The sequence below is a fragment of the Proteus mirabilis ATCC 29906 genome, from assembly GCF_000160755.1.
GTDB classification, from domain to species: Bacteria; Pseudomonadota; Gammaproteobacteria; order Enterobacterales; family Enterobacteriaceae; genus Proteus; species Proteus mirabilis.
Window position 1 is genome coordinate 240,304 of record NZ_GG668578.1, and the last position, 16,559, is coordinate 256,862.

12 protein-coding genes and 1 pseudogene are annotated in these 16,559 nt (G+C 38.0%); 9 read left to right on the forward strand and 4 right to left on the reverse strand.

Features of this window, described 5'->3' with window-relative positions:
• The 5 genes from HMPREF0693_RS09220 (at position 1) to fbpC (ending at position 7,211) form a co-directional block, all read left to right on the forward strand.
• Positions 1-1,548 (forward strand): MASE1 domain-containing sensor histidine kinase, encoded by a 1,548-nt coding sequence (locus tag HMPREF0693_RS09220; protein ID WP_004245007.1) that lies wholly within the window; start codon positions 1-3, stop codon positions 1,546-1,548.
• An 82-nt stretch (positions 1,549-1,630) separates the two neighbouring features.
• Positions 1,631-2,968: an MFS transporter family glucose-6-phosphate receptor UhpC gene (gene uhpC, locus HMPREF0693_RS09225; RefSeq protein ID WP_004245008.1), complete on the forward strand. Its 1,338-nt coding sequence runs from the start codon at positions 1,631-1,633 to the stop codon at positions 2,966-2,968.
• A gap of 2 nt (positions 2,969-2,970) precedes the next feature.
• Positions 2,971-4,002: an ABC transporter substrate-binding protein gene (locus tag HMPREF0693_RS09230; RefSeq protein ID WP_004245009.1), complete on the forward strand. Its 1,032-nt coding sequence runs from the start codon at positions 2,971-2,973 to the stop codon at positions 4,000-4,002.
• Between the two features lie 74 nt (positions 4,003-4,076).
• The gene (locus tag HMPREF0693_RS09235; RefSeq protein WP_004252510.1) at positions 4,077-6,155 is read left to right on the forward strand and encodes an ABC transporter permease; all 2,079 of its coding nucleotides are present in this window, start codon (positions 4,077-4,079) and stop codon (positions 6,153-6,155) included.
• Between the two features lie 15 nt (positions 6,156-6,170).
• Positions 6,171-7,211 carry a ferric ABC transporter ATP-binding protein gene (gene fbpC / locus HMPREF0693_RS09240; protein WP_004245012.1) on the forward strand — a complete coding sequence of 347 codons (1,041 nt, stop codon included), beginning with the start codon at positions 6,171-6,173 and terminating at the stop codon, positions 7,209-7,211.
• Between the two features lie 180 nt (positions 7,212-7,391).
• Here the strand turns inward: fbpC and dsdA are convergent, their stop codons facing one another.
• Together dsdA and dsdX are read right to left on the reverse strand one after the other, a co-directional pair.
• Positions 7,392-8,720 (reverse strand): D-serine ammonia-lyase, encoded by a 1,329-nt coding sequence (dsdA, locus tag HMPREF0693_RS09245; RefSeq protein WP_004252512.1) that lies wholly within the window; start codon positions 8,718-8,720, stop codon positions 7,392-7,394.
• A 12-nt stretch (positions 8,721-8,732) separates the two neighbouring features.
• Positions 8,733-10,070: a D-serine transporter DsdX gene (gene dsdX, locus HMPREF0693_RS09250; RefSeq protein WP_004245014.1), complete on the reverse strand. Its 1,338-nt coding sequence runs from the start codon at positions 10,068-10,070 to the stop codon at positions 8,733-8,735.
• A 221-nt stretch (positions 10,071-10,291) separates the two neighbouring features.
• Here dsdX and dsdC point away from each other — a divergent pair, with 221 nt between their 5' ends.
• The gene (gene dsdC, locus HMPREF0693_RS09255; RefSeq protein ID WP_004245015.1) at positions 10,292-11,236 is read left to right on the forward strand and encodes a DNA-binding transcriptional regulator DsdC; all 945 of its coding nucleotides are present in this window, start codon (positions 10,292-10,294) and stop codon (positions 11,234-11,236) included.
• A 70-nt stretch (positions 11,237-11,306) separates the two neighbouring features.
• Here dsdC and gss read toward each other — a convergent pair whose 3' ends face one another.
• Positions 11,307-13,184 (reverse strand): bifunctional glutathionylspermidine amidase/synthase, encoded by a 1,878-nt coding sequence (gene gss, locus HMPREF0693_RS09260; protein ID WP_004245016.1) that lies wholly within the window; start codon positions 13,182-13,184, stop codon positions 11,307-11,309.
• 590 nt (positions 13,185-13,774) lie between these two features.
• Between gss and HMPREF0693_RS09265 the strand changes: the two genes are divergently transcribed.
• Together HMPREF0693_RS09265 and HMPREF0693_RS09270 are read left to right on the forward strand one after the other, a co-directional pair.
• Complete coding sequence (locus HMPREF0693_RS09265) at positions 13,775-14,071, forward strand: helix-turn-helix domain-containing protein (protein ID WP_004245017.1); 297 nt, start codon at positions 13,775-13,777, stop codon at positions 14,069-14,071.
• A gap of 333 nt (positions 14,072-14,404) precedes the next feature.
• Complete coding sequence (locus HMPREF0693_RS09270) at positions 14,405-15,106, forward strand: hypothetical protein (RefSeq protein ID WP_004245018.1); 702 nt, start codon at positions 14,405-14,407, stop codon at positions 15,104-15,106.
• A 194-nt stretch (positions 15,107-15,300) separates the two neighbouring features.
• On the opposite strand, the gene HMPREF0693_RS09275 is transcribed toward HMPREF0693_RS09270, so the two are convergent.
• Entirely contained in the window at positions 15,301-15,780 is a 480-nt protein-coding gene (locus HMPREF0693_RS09275; RefSeq protein ID WP_004245019.1) for an Hcp family type VI secretion system effector, read from the reverse strand.
• A 121-nt stretch (positions 15,781-15,901) separates the two neighbouring features.
• Between HMPREF0693_RS09275 and HMPREF0693_RS19525 the strand changes: the two are divergent.
• Positions 15,902-16,367 (forward strand): annotated as a pseudogene (locus HMPREF0693_RS19525) (transposase); the annotation flags it as partial.
• Positions 16,368-16,559 lie beyond the last annotated feature (192 nt).

The window sequence follows — 16,559 nt, forward strand, 5'->3', positions numbered from 1 at the left end:
ATGCAAAGAGGCGCACGTTTTTTTCTTCAATCTCTCTTTTTATTGTTGACCTACTCTTTACTCTGGTTGTCACTTTGGGTGATCAGTTTTTATCTTAGTCATAATGGTCAACAAGCCGCACTTTTTTTACCTCAAGGCTTACGGCTAGCATTATTTATTTTACTTTGGCGACGTTTTTGGTTGCCGATGTTATTGGCCGAATGGGGGCTTTATTACTGGCTAACTCAACAGCAATTAATTACCCATGTAACTCTTTATCTCTCACCTTTAATCAGCTTATTGGTCGCACTAGAAGTACAACGGATCTGGTGGCGTTACCCACTTTATTGGCAACGGTTAACCTTACTTATCGCAGCGGTCGGATTTAATAGCCTATTACAAGCCTTTCTACTCAGTTTTTTTCTCACGACGTCCACCAGCGCAATATTTTTGACCTCAATAACAGGTGGTATTTTATTAGCTCCCTTTGTTTTTCTACTTTATGAATATTTACGCGAATTACAAAGTCGAGTATTAATCGCCGAAATCACCCCAGAGCCACCATTGCGTACCTCCTTATTAATGTGGGTATTCCTCTTTTGTCTTATTGGATTAAGTGCACAATTCTTTCTTACCCCAGAAATTGAACGCTTATTAGTTATTCTGGTTTTTATTCCTAATGTTTTTATGGCTTATCGTTATGGTTGGCAAGGGGGCGTATTATCCGCGTTGTTAGGTAGTTTAATGATTACCTTTGCTAGACAAGTAAATGGTGCTTTTGCCGATTTGCATGAATTAGAGATGTTTTTAACAACCCAAGCCTTAATTGGTATTGGTTTAGGTATTGCTATTAGTCGCCAGCAACAACTTGCCAATAATTTACGTCATTATCAGCTACGTTTAGAGCAAGAGTTACAAGCACGCCGAGCGTTGATGGAACAACTAGTACATACCGAAGAAGATGTTAAAAAAGCCATTGCTCGTGAATTACATGATGAAATTGGACAAAATATTACAGCTATTCAAATTCAGTCAATGTTAGTAAAAAGAAGTGCAGATAACGATAAAACACGCCAGTCAGGCGAGCAAATTGAGCGATTAGCCCAACAAATACATCAATCTACCCGACAACTGCTACGCCAACTAAGGCCGCCTATTTTAGAAGAGATGTCATTAGAGAAGGCTCTACACCATTTAATTGATGAGTTCTCATTTCATGAAAATGGTATTCACTGTCATTTTCATTATGCTCTTGAAACAGAGCCTGAAAGCGACACCATTATTTTTACACTCTACCGACTAGTGCAAGAACTACTCAATAATATCAGCAAACACGCTAATGCCAGTGAAATCCACATTTCGCTTACTCAACATCAAGCACAATTACGACTGGTTGTTCATGATAATGGTATTGGCATTTTGCCTACACAACCTAATAACGGTTTTGGGCTACGAGGTATTGAAGAGCGGATCTGCGCATTGGGGGGAGAATGGGAAGTAATTAGTCAGCTTGGTACTAAAATAATTGTTAACTTACCCACAAATTCAATAGAAAAGCGTGAAAACTAGGAATTAGTCTTAGTCATCTACAACCTTCTCTCATTCTTTTTAACTGCATTTTTCTTACATTGGCAATATCAGAGAGGATGTTATGTTAGGTAAAAATTTGGCATCAATAAATAAGACCTATGATTTTTGGCGTAAAAATTTAATGTTGTCGATGATCATTGGCTATGCCACGTTTTACCTGACTCGTAAAAGCGTCAATTTTGTGATGCCCGTTATGCAAACGGAACTGCATCTAGATAAAAGTGATATTGGCTGGATAGCCAGCCTGTTTTATCTCACTTATGGTCTATCAAAATTTCTCTCTGGTATTTTCCATGACCAATACGGCTACCGTTGGTTTATGGGCGCAGGTCTGGTAATGACAGGGGTGATGAATATTATTTTTGCCTACTGTTTATCCTTTCCTGCCTTGCTTTTAGTCTGGGCACTTAATGGTTTCTTTCAAGGATGGGGTTGGCCCCCTTGTGCAAGGTTACTCACCCATTGGTATTCACGTAATGAACGCGGTTTCTGGTGGGGATTATGGAATATCTCCATCAATCTTGGCGGGATGAGTATTCCCCTTTTAACCGCTTGGTTGGCAACCCATTTTAGTTGGCAAATAGCCTTAGTTATTCCCGGCCTAATAGGCATTGTTATGGGGTTATGGCTTTGTATGCAACTAAAAGGAACACCAGCAGAAGAAGGGTTACCCACAGTAGGTGTATGGCGGCGCGATATTTTTGAATTACGTCAAGAGCAAGTATCGCCTCCGACCCCTATGTTAACCATTTTGAAAGAAAGCATCTTATTTAACCGAATGATCTGGTTACTAGGTTTTTCTTATATTTTAATTTATCTCATCCGTATGGCGATAAATGATTGGGGAAATATTTGGTTATCAGAAACCCATGGCGCTAACTTGTTAAGTGCTAATGCCATTCTTTCTCTTTTTGAGATGGGTGGATTGTTAGGCGCGTTATGTTCAGGCTGGGGCTCGGATTTATTATTCCGTGGCCAACGAGCACCAATGATATTGCTGTTTTCACTCGGGCTTTTTATCGCAGTAACAGCACTTTGGCTAATGCCAATTCATCATTATGCATTGCTTGCAGCCTGTTTTTTCAGTATCGGTTTTTTTGTGTTTGGACCACAGATGTTAATCGGACTTGCTGCCACAGAATATTGTCATAAAAACGCAGCAGGTACGGTAACAGGCTACTTGGGATTGTATGCCTATTTAGGGGCTGCAATAGCAGGTTGGCCATTAAGTCAGGTCATGGCGCATTATGGTTGGACTGGGATGTTTGTATTATTAACCAGTGCTGCGGCCTTAATGGGACTACTACTAATGCCATTGCTGATCGCTGATGTCAGTAAACGTGAGCATTTAGTTGGCCCACTTTCATTTTCCGATGACGACACATTTAAAAGGTTCTGAACATGAAACTGAAAACTCTCTCTACACTTGTTGCCGCCGGCTTAGCTCTTTCTACGGTAAGTTTATCCACCAGTGCCGCGGGTCGCTTAGTGGTTTATTGCAGTGCCACAAATGCGATGTGTGAAGCTGAAACTAAAGCTTTTGCTGAAAAGTATGATGTTAAAACCACTTTTGTTCGTAATGGCTCCGGCAGTACATTAGCGAAAATAGAAGCAGAAAAACGCAATCCGCAAGCTGATGTTTGGTATGGCGGAACAATGGATCCTCACTCACAAGCGGGTGAAATGGATCTGCTAGAGCCTTATGTATCCGCCAATCTTGATCAGATCATGCCACAATTTCGTGATCCGGCTAAACGCAAAGGAAACTACTCTTCTGCGGTTTATGTCGGTATTCTAGGTTTTGGTGTCAATAAAGATCGTTTAAAAGAAAAAGGTCTACCTATTCCGACCTGTTGGAAAGATTTAGTCAAACCTGAATACAAAGGTGAAATTCAAATCGCTGATCCACAAAGTTCGGGCACTGCATACACTGCATTAGCAACTTTCGATCAATTGTGGGGAACAGAGCAAGCCTTTGATTATCTGAAAAAACTAAATACCAATATCTCTCAATATACTAAATCAGGTATTGCACCAGCGCGTAACGCCGCCCGTGGTGAGGCCGCGATTGGTATCGGCTTCTTACACGACTATTCACTCGAAGTTGAAAACGGGGCACCACTAGAGCTTATCTCACCTTGTGAGGGCACAGGTTACGAAATTGGCGGTGTCAGTATCATCAAAAATGCCCGTAATATGGATAACGCTAAGTTATTTGTAGACTGGACACTCTCTAAAGAAGCACAAGAAATTAGTTGGAAAGAGGGTAAATCTTACCAAATTCTCACCAATACCACGGCTGAGTCTTCCCCGATGGCTTTGAAATTATCAGACTTAAAACTGATTAACTACGACATGGATAAATATGGCGATAGTGATGTTCGTAAGGAGCTGATAAATAAATGGGTTACCGAAGTAAAAATGGGTAAATAGCCTATCAATAGGGCGAGAGATGCTCTCGCTCTTTTTTTTACATAATAATAATGAGCTTTACTGTCGGGGGATTTATGTCTCACACACTCGCTTTGTCTGAAAAAAAGAGGTGGGATCCCATATTTTTATGGATCCTGATTGCATGGATGGCATTTATATTAATGCCTTCATGGAGCCTTGATTATGGTCTATTTGATTCTACCGCAGATGAATTACTTACCTCTTATGGCTGGAGTAACTTAAATATCAGTCTGCTCTGGTTTTTACTTCCCAGCATACTATTAATTCGTCCTTTACATCCTGTAGGGCGAGAAAATCGTATTCGTCACTATTTTGATGCAAGTTTTGCCTTTTTCTGCGCCTTTATCACTATTGTTACCGCAACGATGGAAGGTCGTGGTCTGGGTTATTCGGTTATCGTGCTATTTATTTCATTAGGAATGATAGCCAAGCATGCTTTAACACGCTTAGAGTGGTTAGGGGGTGATAGCTTTGTGATTGGCTCATTAATCACAGTTGTCGCCTTAATCGGTGTTTTTATTATCTTTCCAAGTGTCGCTATCTTTATTCCGATGTTTCAAGATAGTGCTGGCAATTTTGCCCCCTTTGAATTTATTGCCATTCTCAGCCAAGCCCATATTGTTCAGGTGATGATCAATTCAATCTTACTGTCTATCGCAGTTGGTATTGGCTGTACTTTTTTTGGTTTGATCCTCGCCATTTATACATCACGTATTGCAGTAAGATCAGCGATTATTGGTCGAGTATTTTCTATTTTACCTATTGTCACTCCCCCTTTTGTTGTGGGTTTAGGTGTGACCTTGATGATGGGACGTTCAGGTTATATCACTGAATTTTTGGCAACTTATGCAGGTTTAGAAAATACCAACTGGTTATATGGCTTTACGGGAATTTGGCTTGCACAAGTACTTGCCTTTACCCCTATGTCTTTTATGATCTTAGATGGTGCAATTAAAACAATCCATCCGTCATTAGAAGAGGCTTCTTATACCCTTAGAGCTAATCGCTACCAAACATTCTTTCATGTTTTTATGCCGTTACTAAAACCAGCATTAGCCAATGCCTTTTTGATCGTTATAGTGCAATCATTGGCTGATTTTAGTAACCCATTGGTGCTAGGTGGCAACTTTGACGTGATTGCCACTCAAATTTATTTCTATATCACCGGCTCTCAACTTGATTACCAAGCAGCAAGTACGTTAGGTGCTTCACTGTTGGTATTCTCATTATTAGTGTTCTGCATTCAATATATGTGGATTGGCAAACGCTCATATGTCACGGTGTCAGGTAAATCCTATCGTGGTGATGTTCAACCATTACCCACCTCCTTAGTAACCTTTGTCACTAGCGTGTTGGGTATTTGGGTTATCTTTAATATCTTACTCTATGGCAGCATTTTCTACGGTAGCTTTACGGTTAACTGGGGAGTGGATTACACCTTAACCTTTGATAACTTTATTAAATTATTTGGTCAAGGGATGAGCGACGGCGCATGGCCATCATTACTTGATACCTTACTTTATGCAGGTATCGCAGCACCTATTACCGCTATTTTAGGGCTTTTGATCGCCTATATTGTCGTGCGCCAAGATTTTAAAGGTAAAAAGAGTATCGAATTTACGACCATGCTCTGTTTTGCCGTTCCCGGTACTGTTGCGGGGGTCTCTTATATCTTGGCATTTAATGATTCGCCGTTTTATTTAACAGGAACGGCAGCCATTGTGATTATCTCAATGACCATGCGTAACGTGCCCGTGGGAATACGAGCAGGTATTGCAGGATTGGGGCAAATCGATAAATCGCTGGATGAGGCGTCATTAAGTTTAAGAGCAAATTCAATGCGAACTATTTTGTATGTGCTATTGCCTTTATTACGCCCCGCGATTTTATCCGCTTTAATTTATAGTTTTGTCCGCGCAATAACCACCGTCAGTGCGATTGTATTCTTAGTCACCCCTGAAACTCGCGTTGCTACCGCTTATATTTTAAATCGTGTTGAAGATGGTGAATACGGCGTCGCAATTGCCTATGGCTCGATTTTAATCATCGTGATGTTGGCTATTATTTTCTTATTTGACTATTTGATTGGCGAAGCCCGTGTTTCACGCTCTAAAGCCAAAAATGCACAGTAATACGGAGTATAAATCATGACACAATCACATTTCGTTGAACTGAAAAATATTGTTAAGCGTTTTGGTACAAACACGGTAATTGACACGCTCAGTTTGTCTATTCCTCAAGGAAAAATGGTTTCGTTATTGGGGCCATCAGGTTGCGGTAAAACGACAGTACTACGCTTAGTGGCTGGATTAGAAAAACCGACAGAAGGTAAAATTTTTATTGATGGTGAAGATGTTACTGATCGCTCAATCCAACAACGTGATATTTGTATGGTGTTTCAGTCTTACGCCCTGTTCCCTCATATGTCTTTAGGTGACAACATTGGTTATGGCTTAAAAATGTTAGGTCGCCCAAAGGCAGAGATCAAACAGCGAGTGGCAGAGGCTCTAGCCTTGGTAGATTTAGCAGGATTTGAAGATCGTTTTGTCGATCAGATTTCAGGCGGTCAGCAACAACGAGTGGCATTAGCTCGTGCTTTGATCTTAAAACCCAAAGTGCTGTTATTTGATGAGCCATTAAGTAATCTGGATGCTAACTTGCGCCGTAGCATGAGGGAGAAAATTCGTGAATTACAACAACAGTTTAATATCACCTCCCTGTATGTTACCCATGACCAAAGTGAAGCTTTTGCCGTTTCCGATATGGTGTTAGTGATGAATAAAGGCAAAATAATGCAATTAGGTTCACCACAAACTTTATATCGCCAACCGGCCTCTGAGTTTATGGCAAGTTTTATGGGAGATGCCAATCTCTTCCCTGCTACTCTAGGGGCTGATTATGTTGATATTTTTAATTATCGCTTACCTCGCCCCGAGAACTTTAACAGCAACAAAACCGAAATTAGAGTGGGTGTCAGACCTGAAGCTATTACCTTATCTCAACAAGGTGAAGCTTGCCAGCAATGTACAATAATCCATGTCGCCTATATGGGACCACAATATGAGGTGACTGTTGCATGGCAAAATCAAACATTGTTATTACAAGTGAATGCAACCCAACTTCAACCTAATGAAGGTGATAGCTATTATCTACAAATCCATCCTTATGGAATGTTTATCTTGGAATAATGGCTTTTATTTTAGTGAGTGAGGCACCCAATGGGTGCCTCTTTTTTTATCGTTATAAACTACAGCATCTTCCCCTGATGTGACATCCTGGTGTAAATACAGAAGTGATATTACAGATAAGCTTATAATCTTATCCTTTTGTTTTATAATGTTATTATTTGTTTTATTGTTATATAGTTGCTATTCCCCTTGCGCAAGATATTTTTGCATTTCATCAGTTGGCACCATACCGCCCCCCGTCGCCCATACTAAATGCGTCGCATTGTGCATTTTTTGACTATCAAGTGATAAACCTTGTAGATAATCTTTAGCTTGAGAAACATGAATAGCCCCTGTCATTCCAGCTAAAGCGGAAGGCTCTAACTGGATCCCTTCTTCTTTGTTTAACAAGCTCAATAAGTTATATAACTCTTGATCATCAATGGTGTAATAGCCATCAATCAAACGCTCCATTGCCCGTCCAACAAAGCCAGAGGCTCTACCTACCGCCAAACCGTCAGCTGCAGTAATATTGTCGATACCCACTTCTTGAACAGAAATACCATCATGTAACTGGGTATACACCCCAAGTAACATACAAGGAGAATGGGTTGGCTCAGCAAATAGACAATGTACTGCATCACCAAATGCCAGTTTTAACCCAAAAGCAACACCACCAGGCCCTCCGCCTACACCACATGGCAGATAGACAAACAGAGGATGTTCACTATCGACCGGAATATTAAGCGTTTCAAATTGATGTTTTAAACGTAATCCAGCGACGGCATAACCCAAGAATAATGTTTTTGAATTTTCATCATCAATAAAGAAACAACGAGGATTTTTTTCTGCCTCTTTACGTCCTTGTTCAACCGCAATACTGTAATCTTGCTCATATTCCACAACATTAACACCATGAGCGCGTAGCTTGTCTTTTTTCCATTGACGAGCATCCGCAGACATATGAACACTAACGCTAAAGCCCAGTTTTGCACTCATAATGCCAATCGACATTCCTAAGTTACCCGTGGAGCCGACGGCAATACTGTATTGGCTAAAAAATTTGCGGAATTCATCAGAAAATAATTTTTCATAATTATCCTCTGTGGTCAGAAGCCCGGCCTCTATGGCTAATTTTTCAGCGTGAGTGAGCACTTCATAAATCCCCCCGCGCGCTTTAATTGAACCAGAAATAGGTAAGTGGCTATCCTTTTTCAAACGCAATTGTCCCTCAATAAGGGTGTTATAGCGCTTTTCTAGTGCCTCTTTCATTTGAGGGATATCCACAACGGCTGATTCGATGATCCCCTCAGTTGATGCGGTTTCTGGAAAGGCTTTCATTAAATAAGGTGCAAAACGTTGTAATCTTGCCTGTGCATCCATCACATCATTTTGCGTTAAACCTACATAAGGAAGTCCCTGGTCAGTTGAGGTAACATTGGGGTTAAACCAAACCACCTCTTTTAAATCCACTAAATCACGTACCAGTGGATAATCATTTTTTAATTTATTTATATCTATCGTGGTCATCGTCATTCTCTTTTATATGACAAAAGAAAGCATAAAAGTGCCCCCTAATGCCACAAATGAAGCAATAAAGGTCGCGATACTATAAAAACGGAAAGTTTCGCTTAATGTGGCATTACAATACTGTTTTACTAACCAAAATAGGGAGTCTGTGACAATCGTACAGCCAATAGCCCCAGAGCCAATTGCCAATGTAATAATTTCAGGGCTAATATCTGGATACATTGGCATTAATGGTGCAACGATAGCGGTCGCCCCCATCATAGCAACCGTTGCTGATCCTACTGCTGCATGCAGAATAATCGCTACTAGCCAAGCTAATAAAATAGGATGCATATCCAAATTAGAGAGGATCACCGCCAATGAATCGCTTAAACCACTCCCTTTTAAAATGCCGTTAAATGCGCCCCCAGCACCAATAATTAACAAAATATTGGCAATAGAGCTAAAACTATCTTCTGTTTTTTTCAATAGGGTACTCATGCCCATATTACGGCGAATACCTAAAATATAGTAAGCAACAAAAGCAGCAATAAACATTGCCGTAATCGGGTTACCAATAAATTGTAATGCAATATAAACCGAAGTGCCTTTTTCCATATTAAGCTCTGCGGCGGTCTTAATCAGCATCAGAACAATAGGTAATAAAACCGTAAATAATGTCGCCCCAAGTGAAGGTAAATCTTTTTCTTGACGAATTTCCATATCAGAAAATGCTTCTGGTACGGTTTTAAAAGGTAAGCGCTCACCCAATACTTTTAAGAAAAGAGGCCCGCCCACTAATGAGGCTAATAATCCAACAGCAAGACCGGCAACGATCACCGTTCCCATATCGGCCCCTAACTCATTAGTGACAAAAAGCGCTGCAGGGTGTGGAGGAACAATACAATGCACGGCCATTAATGCAGTACATAAAGGGATGGCGAGTTTTAATAATGAGGTGTTTGTTTTTTTAGCAATAGAGAATGCTAATGGAATAAGTAGCACTACCCCTACTTCAACAAACAGGGTAATACCACAAATCAGTCCCACCAATACCATAATAACATCCGGTGATAACCAACGGCATTTTTGTAAGGTGATACCGATGCGCTCTGCCGCCCCCGATATTTCCATCATTTTACCGAGAATAGTACCCAAACCAATAATGGCGGCTAAAAATCCCAGCGTTCCCCCAATCCCATTTTCAATTGCACTGACCATTTCTAATGGGTTCATTTTCATTGCCATACCGACAAAAAAACTGGCAAGTAGTAGTGCTAAAAATGGATGAAACTTAAGTTTTATTATAGTAAAAACAATGAGCAAGATACTTATAATCAGAGTACCTAGTACCCATAGTGTCGGTTCCATAGATCAATCCCTAATTTTTATTTATTGTTAAACATATTGAATATTAATCATTCGACACTTACAAATGATGAAAATAGATACTAAGATGAATTCAATTAAGCCAAATAGGTGATCAGATGCACAAATATTTATCATTTAGATTTCATCTTGGCTATCTTTCACCTTAACATTAACTTGATTATTACCTTACGTTACTAATAATAATTAAATGAGAATAAAAAATGTTTGGATCTTCTAACGTGATTTTGAGAAATAAGCGCTTATCCAGTTATCAATTAGCACGACTTCACACTTTTGAAGCAACAGGACGGCATTTATCATTCGCTTTAGCCGCAGAGGAATTGTCCTTGACGCCTAGCGCGATTAGCCATCGTATTAATACACTAGAGAAAGAATTAGGGATAAAGCTATTTAATCGCTTTCATCGGCGTATTGAATTAACCGAAGAAGGTGAACGTATTTATTGGGCATTGAAAAAAACACTTGAAGATATTAATCAAGAGATTTTAGATATCTATAATCAAGAAATATCTGGCGTATTAACGGTGTATTCTCGCCCTTCTATTGCGCAATGTTGGCTTGTACCTCGTATTTCTGATTTTACTCAACGCTATCCTTCTATTGAATTAAACTTACTTACTGGCAATGACGATATTAATTTTCGTGGTTATGGTATCGATCTCGCTATCTATTTCGATGATAAACACCTGAAAAATCTCTATTGTGAAGATTTAATCTCAGAATCAATTATTCCTGTTTGTAGCCCTGAATATGCTGCTCGCCATGAATTAGTAGGTAATATTCATCACCTTGCTAATTGTACTTTGTTACATGATAGACAAGCTTGGAGTAATAACTCTGATTTTGATGAATGGCGCGCTTGGAGTGAATATATGGGATTAGGATTATTTCCAAATAAAAGTAATATTTGTTTTGATCGCTCTGATTTAGCTGTTATTGCTGCCGTTAATCATTCCGGTGTCGCAATGGGACGTAAACGCTTAATTCAAAAACAACTCGCAAATAATGAATTAATAGTCCCTTTTGATAATTGTGAGTTTTTTTGTGCACAACGCTATTATCTGGTTACCCGCGATGAAAAGAGTAACGCTAAAGTACAACTTTTTATTCAATGGCTGAAAAAACAGATCTTACAAGGGATGTGATCTGACAAAATAAAAAAGAGATCGGTTTAATCTAAACCGATCTCTTACTCATTGGATGATGGTGATGAAATTAATCCGCTAAAAAGTGTTTATCTTCAAGGACAATTAATGGCTCAATATCACTGTCTTTTTTTATCACTAATGTCAGATCAGAGCGTAAGCAACAACCACCATAATGTCCATCTACCGTAAAGGTACAAACCTGAATATATCGGTTAGACACTTTTGGTAAACACCATAACTCTTGATAAATATTTTCTTGATGTTCAAATTGACCACTGGTTTCACCTAATACATTTTCTTGGTGATCAACTAAACCAATATTACTACCACAGCGCCCAGCAATAGGCTTAACTGCATAACCACTCTGCGACAAACGTGGGGTTAAAGTGAACTCAGTATCAAGTAGATAAGGATTATCTGGGAAAAGTTGCCACAAAATAGGTAATATCGCTTTATTACTTGGAATAAGTGTCCAAAGAGGTTCAAAAACCGTGATTTCAGGGCGTAAAAGAACATCAACTAAACGAACTTCTCCCGCCGGATCACCAATACGAATAGGAATAAGTGACTGTTGTTCACTCTCTTCTCTTAGTTGATCTAACGCGGTTTCCCAAGCCCATGTTTTCCATACACATTCAACAATACGTTTATCACCATCAATTAACTGACCACGACTATTCCAATGCAGCTCTTTTAGTCCACGCAGAATTTTGCTGCTATAACCGGCTTTAGTCAGTGCTTGTTGCATAAAGCGAGCATGATAATCTTCTTCATTATCATCATCTTGAAGAATATGTACAAATGGCTTCGCATCACTGTGTTTCCAAGCATCTGATAACGCATCTAATAGACGTTCACCCGGGTTATAACCTGCTTTAATGCCACCCTGTTTAGCCCATTTTTCAATAATTAATCCGGCTTCAGTATGACAAGATGCAGAATCAGCGTTATATTCATACACCTTGATACCGCGCTCATCCATACAAAAATCTAACCGTCCAGTGATCATTTGATGACGTCTATTTTGCCATGATAGGCGGATACGGGGCCATAACACTTCAGGGATCGCAAATAAACGCAGTAAATTATCGTCTTTCAGCACTTTTTCCGTTGCATGCAAATACATCAAATGCATTTCATTACTAGCACGTATAAGTTCATGCTCAGCACTTTCTGAAATGGTGAAATATTCATAGCTGTCTTGATTAATCGTATGACCGTGCTGTGCTAGCACATAGGCTTTTTCTAACGGATCGCTTTCATCTAGCCATTTTCCAGCAAATTGCCCCTTGTTGGCTAATTTGGCCTCATGAATAGCTAACAATTCAGGGGCAACTTTAGGTTGAGGTAAACTGTAGGCATTAGGTTCTGTTTGGATCATCCAACCTAGCAAGGTGGTATTATCAAAGGTATCTTCGATAAAATAGCCATTATCACTCACTTTAAGCGGTAACTCTCGTGTCCATTGTTGACCTCGCGGTAACCTAGTGTGGATCACATTTTGTTCTGCAATACGGATTTTATCTTCTAATACTTCGGTAATAACCGCCACATGACCGGTGACTTTAAACTCTCCCCCTTCTTGCCAAATAAGCAACGCTCCTACCGTCGGTGGCTGTTTGCTGCCATTTGCAAAAGCTTGCAAGGGTAAAATATCGTCATCAATTGTTCTCCGTAAGAAACGTAACGAGAAGATCTCATAGGCCATTCCCACATCAGTAAAAACAACCCCGTAATGTAAATAGAGAAAACGGCGTGCAAATTCAACACATTGCCACTTATGCCCCATATACTCATTACCAATATAACTACGGAATGAATCATTGGCGGCATAATCTTCTTTATCTATACTGCTGTAATCTGAAGAGTAAATCGCAACACCACCAGGTGCATAACCGAGTAATGTTCCAAATGGTTCATGACGAATGATCTCTTTTACATTCATAATCTCGACCTTGACGATAATTAGGTAATGACTCTGTAATACTTATAATCACCATGTATTATAAGTAACCATCTTAACGCTATCGTCTATCTGATGTGAATGTAAATTTATCAATTTAGATAAAGTAAAAATAATCGAGTTGATTCGATGACATAAAGCTGATTGCGGATTTGACCTGACAAAAAAACTCAAAAATAGTCTGTTATAAATAATATATAACGCCTATTTTTGAGTGTAATCAGTCAAAGAGGTGTTTATCATTTGTTATTCTCCTTTCTTATTTACTCCTTCTCAATCATAAATGCGAGTCTATATAAGTAGAAAAATTGCGTTTATACAATATATAGCACTCTCTATCAAAAAAATGCCGTTTTTCATTCTGCCAAAGTAATTTTTTTTAACATAGGATAAAAAATTAATTATCAATAATAATTTTGTGACTATAAATAATTTACTCAACTAACCGATAACAAAAAGTATGAATTTGACTCATTCAAGTAGGAGAGCTTGAGCTCGTTAAAATTCAGCTTAAAAAACATTGATATTTAATGAAATATTATCAGTAGTTGATAGGAGGAAAGAGGTCACCAATGTCAAAAGTTTATCCTATTTCTCAAATTATTGGACATAAAATTCGCCAACAGCGCCAACACTTGCGTTTATCCGCTAAAGCAGTGGCTGAAAGAGTCGGCGTTAGCCAACAGCAATTTTCACGCTATGAGAATGGGCTATGTAAAATTGATGTTGATATGCTTTTCCTTATTGCTAAAGAATTAAATGTTACACCAACCGCTTTTCTTCCTTCACCGCTTAATGAAGATCCTATCGCATCTTCCAGCGCTGTCACCCAATCTAAGCTATTTTGGAGTGCACAGAGTCAAATTTAATGACCTAAATAACCGTTAATTAGGATCTATAGTGAATTTTTTCGCAAAAGGTATTATTTTGCATTTTTCAATATAAATACAAGTTAGTAACTCCCCCACCTTGTTGAACAGCACCCAAAAAATTGGGCTCTTTTAATCCAAATTGAAGGGTGCTTATTTAAAAAAGCGAATCGCCTTTATTCAACAGAAAAAACAAAACAGATAATGTCGTTTTGCTCCAATTTAATTAATGCCTCATTGAGTCATTAGGTTATTTTTTTGCTAAAATAAAAATAGTTATCTAATAACATCTGAACTCACTTAATAACCATAACATTAAAAAGTGGTAAAAATATGAACAACAACAACGACGAACTCAATAATGCTCTATATCGAGTCGCTTTAGTGTTAGATAAAGGGCTTGAATCAACAAGAGAACTAGCAGCTGGTTATGTAGAAACAATGGGATTGGGGTTTGATAGATCTGTTAGGAATCTATCGTATTTTTTTGATGGCTATGAAGATGTCTATGAAAATATAAAATATGAAGATGATAGATTTTTTTTAATGGTCAAGGAAACTTTTAAAGGTAATAACCCAATAAGAGCAATTATCATAAGATACTTAGAACACCTTTTTACTAATCTGAACGATGATGAAATGAATAATCTTAAAACCCTATTAAGAGGTGTATTCCTTACATCTGGGGCACTAGTAACAACAGGAGGAGTTCGTGTTTACATAGCCACAGCCGCATCTGAACTTATATATAATACGGTACTAAGAAATGCCATTGCCCACAAGTTAATTAGAGGTGGTGGAAATATAGCAATGGCTTTTGTGGGAGGGTATGGCATCATAGAGATGGCTTCTCAAGCAAAGGAAAGATTACGCTATAGCAATCCTACTCTGTATTATGACCTTGTTTTAATGAATTTAGAAATGGGGTATTTTATAGTAGAACCAAATATATCAAAATGGTTATATATGATAGGATCTGAAAAGAAAAGTGTTGATGAAGTTTATCGAGCAATAAATGGATTAATTTATAATTAATGGTAATTAAGTGATGAAAAATTTTTTCGTATCGATTCTTGATAGTATCAGATATAGCGTAATTGCATTTTTTTTACTGGCTATGTTTAGATTACCTGAATCATCATTTGTCGCAGGGCTATTGTTTTCACTTTTACTACTCCTATATCTAAAAAAAATATACTATTACCTACGTAAAGCAACTTATAAAATCTTCAAATAATATTTTGCTCGTTTATGGAATATCCACTTGTACCAGCACAAATATGGTTCCATGAAATAGACTCATATCGTAGTAATATTTTTTCATGGGAGACGATAGAGTATCCGTTAGATGATTCTGGTGAAGATTGTGTAAAATCCACAATAGTTGCATTACTCAATTTAATTTCAAAATATTTTTCTAAAATACCAAATTGGTTTATCCTGAAAAAGTCAAAATTAGCATCTAATAATTCATTATTAGATATGGCAACGCCTAATAACGGGGATGACTTATCAATTGGTTTAATGAATAAAACTGGATGGTGGACTGAATTTTGCATCCTGCTTATTGTGTAATTTAAACTTAAAACCTGTATTTGATCTTTATGGCCTGTTTGATATCTATTACCAATTGAATCAACTGTAGAACAATTAGCTGATATTAATCCTTGTTTTTTACCTTTTAAGGTTAAGTATTTTACGTCAGACATAACCACTCCATTTAATTCAGTCTATAATGATATTAACAGAATAATTTTAAAATTACATTAAAATATCTATCACAGATTATCCACTTCCCCTAAAATGAGACAGCTATAATTAGGTTATTGTATAAGTCATGATGAAAAAATCTTTTTCACTGAAACTCGAATCGTTAATTTTTAAAACTCGCTGATTTTGGTATGAAAGAAGAAGATATTTGTCGCGAAAACGGGATCAGTAATGCCTGTTACTATAATTGGAAATCAAAGTATGGTGGTATGGAAGCCAATGATGTTAAATGATTAAAAGATCTTGATGAGGAAAATGCCAAACTTAAAAAGATGTTTGTAGCAGTTAGCCTTGAACATTATGCAATGAAGGATCTTTTTGTAAAAAAGGGTTGGTAGTAGCTAAGAAGAAGTTCTGCGCTCAATCATTAAATAATGCAGGCTTATCAGTCAGTAAAGCTTGTCAGTTGACATTGCTATCTCGCTCAGCATTCTACCGCCAACCTATCAATTGTCTTAAAAAAGGCAGTGTGGTGAGCGATGCAATTCAATCAGTTTTAGCTAAATCGCCACAATCAAGATTTTGGAGCGCACAGAGTCAAATTTAATGATCTAATATGGAAATCAGTGATTGCTCGTCTTTGTCAGATAGTTAATAAGATTTCCATCTATTCTCTTTAACACTATGATTTTACTTAGTATTAAAAAGCAAACCTATTGAGTATATTTATCTATCATTTCTTAATAACAAAATTTTTTCTTTTAAAAAAGAGTTAGTT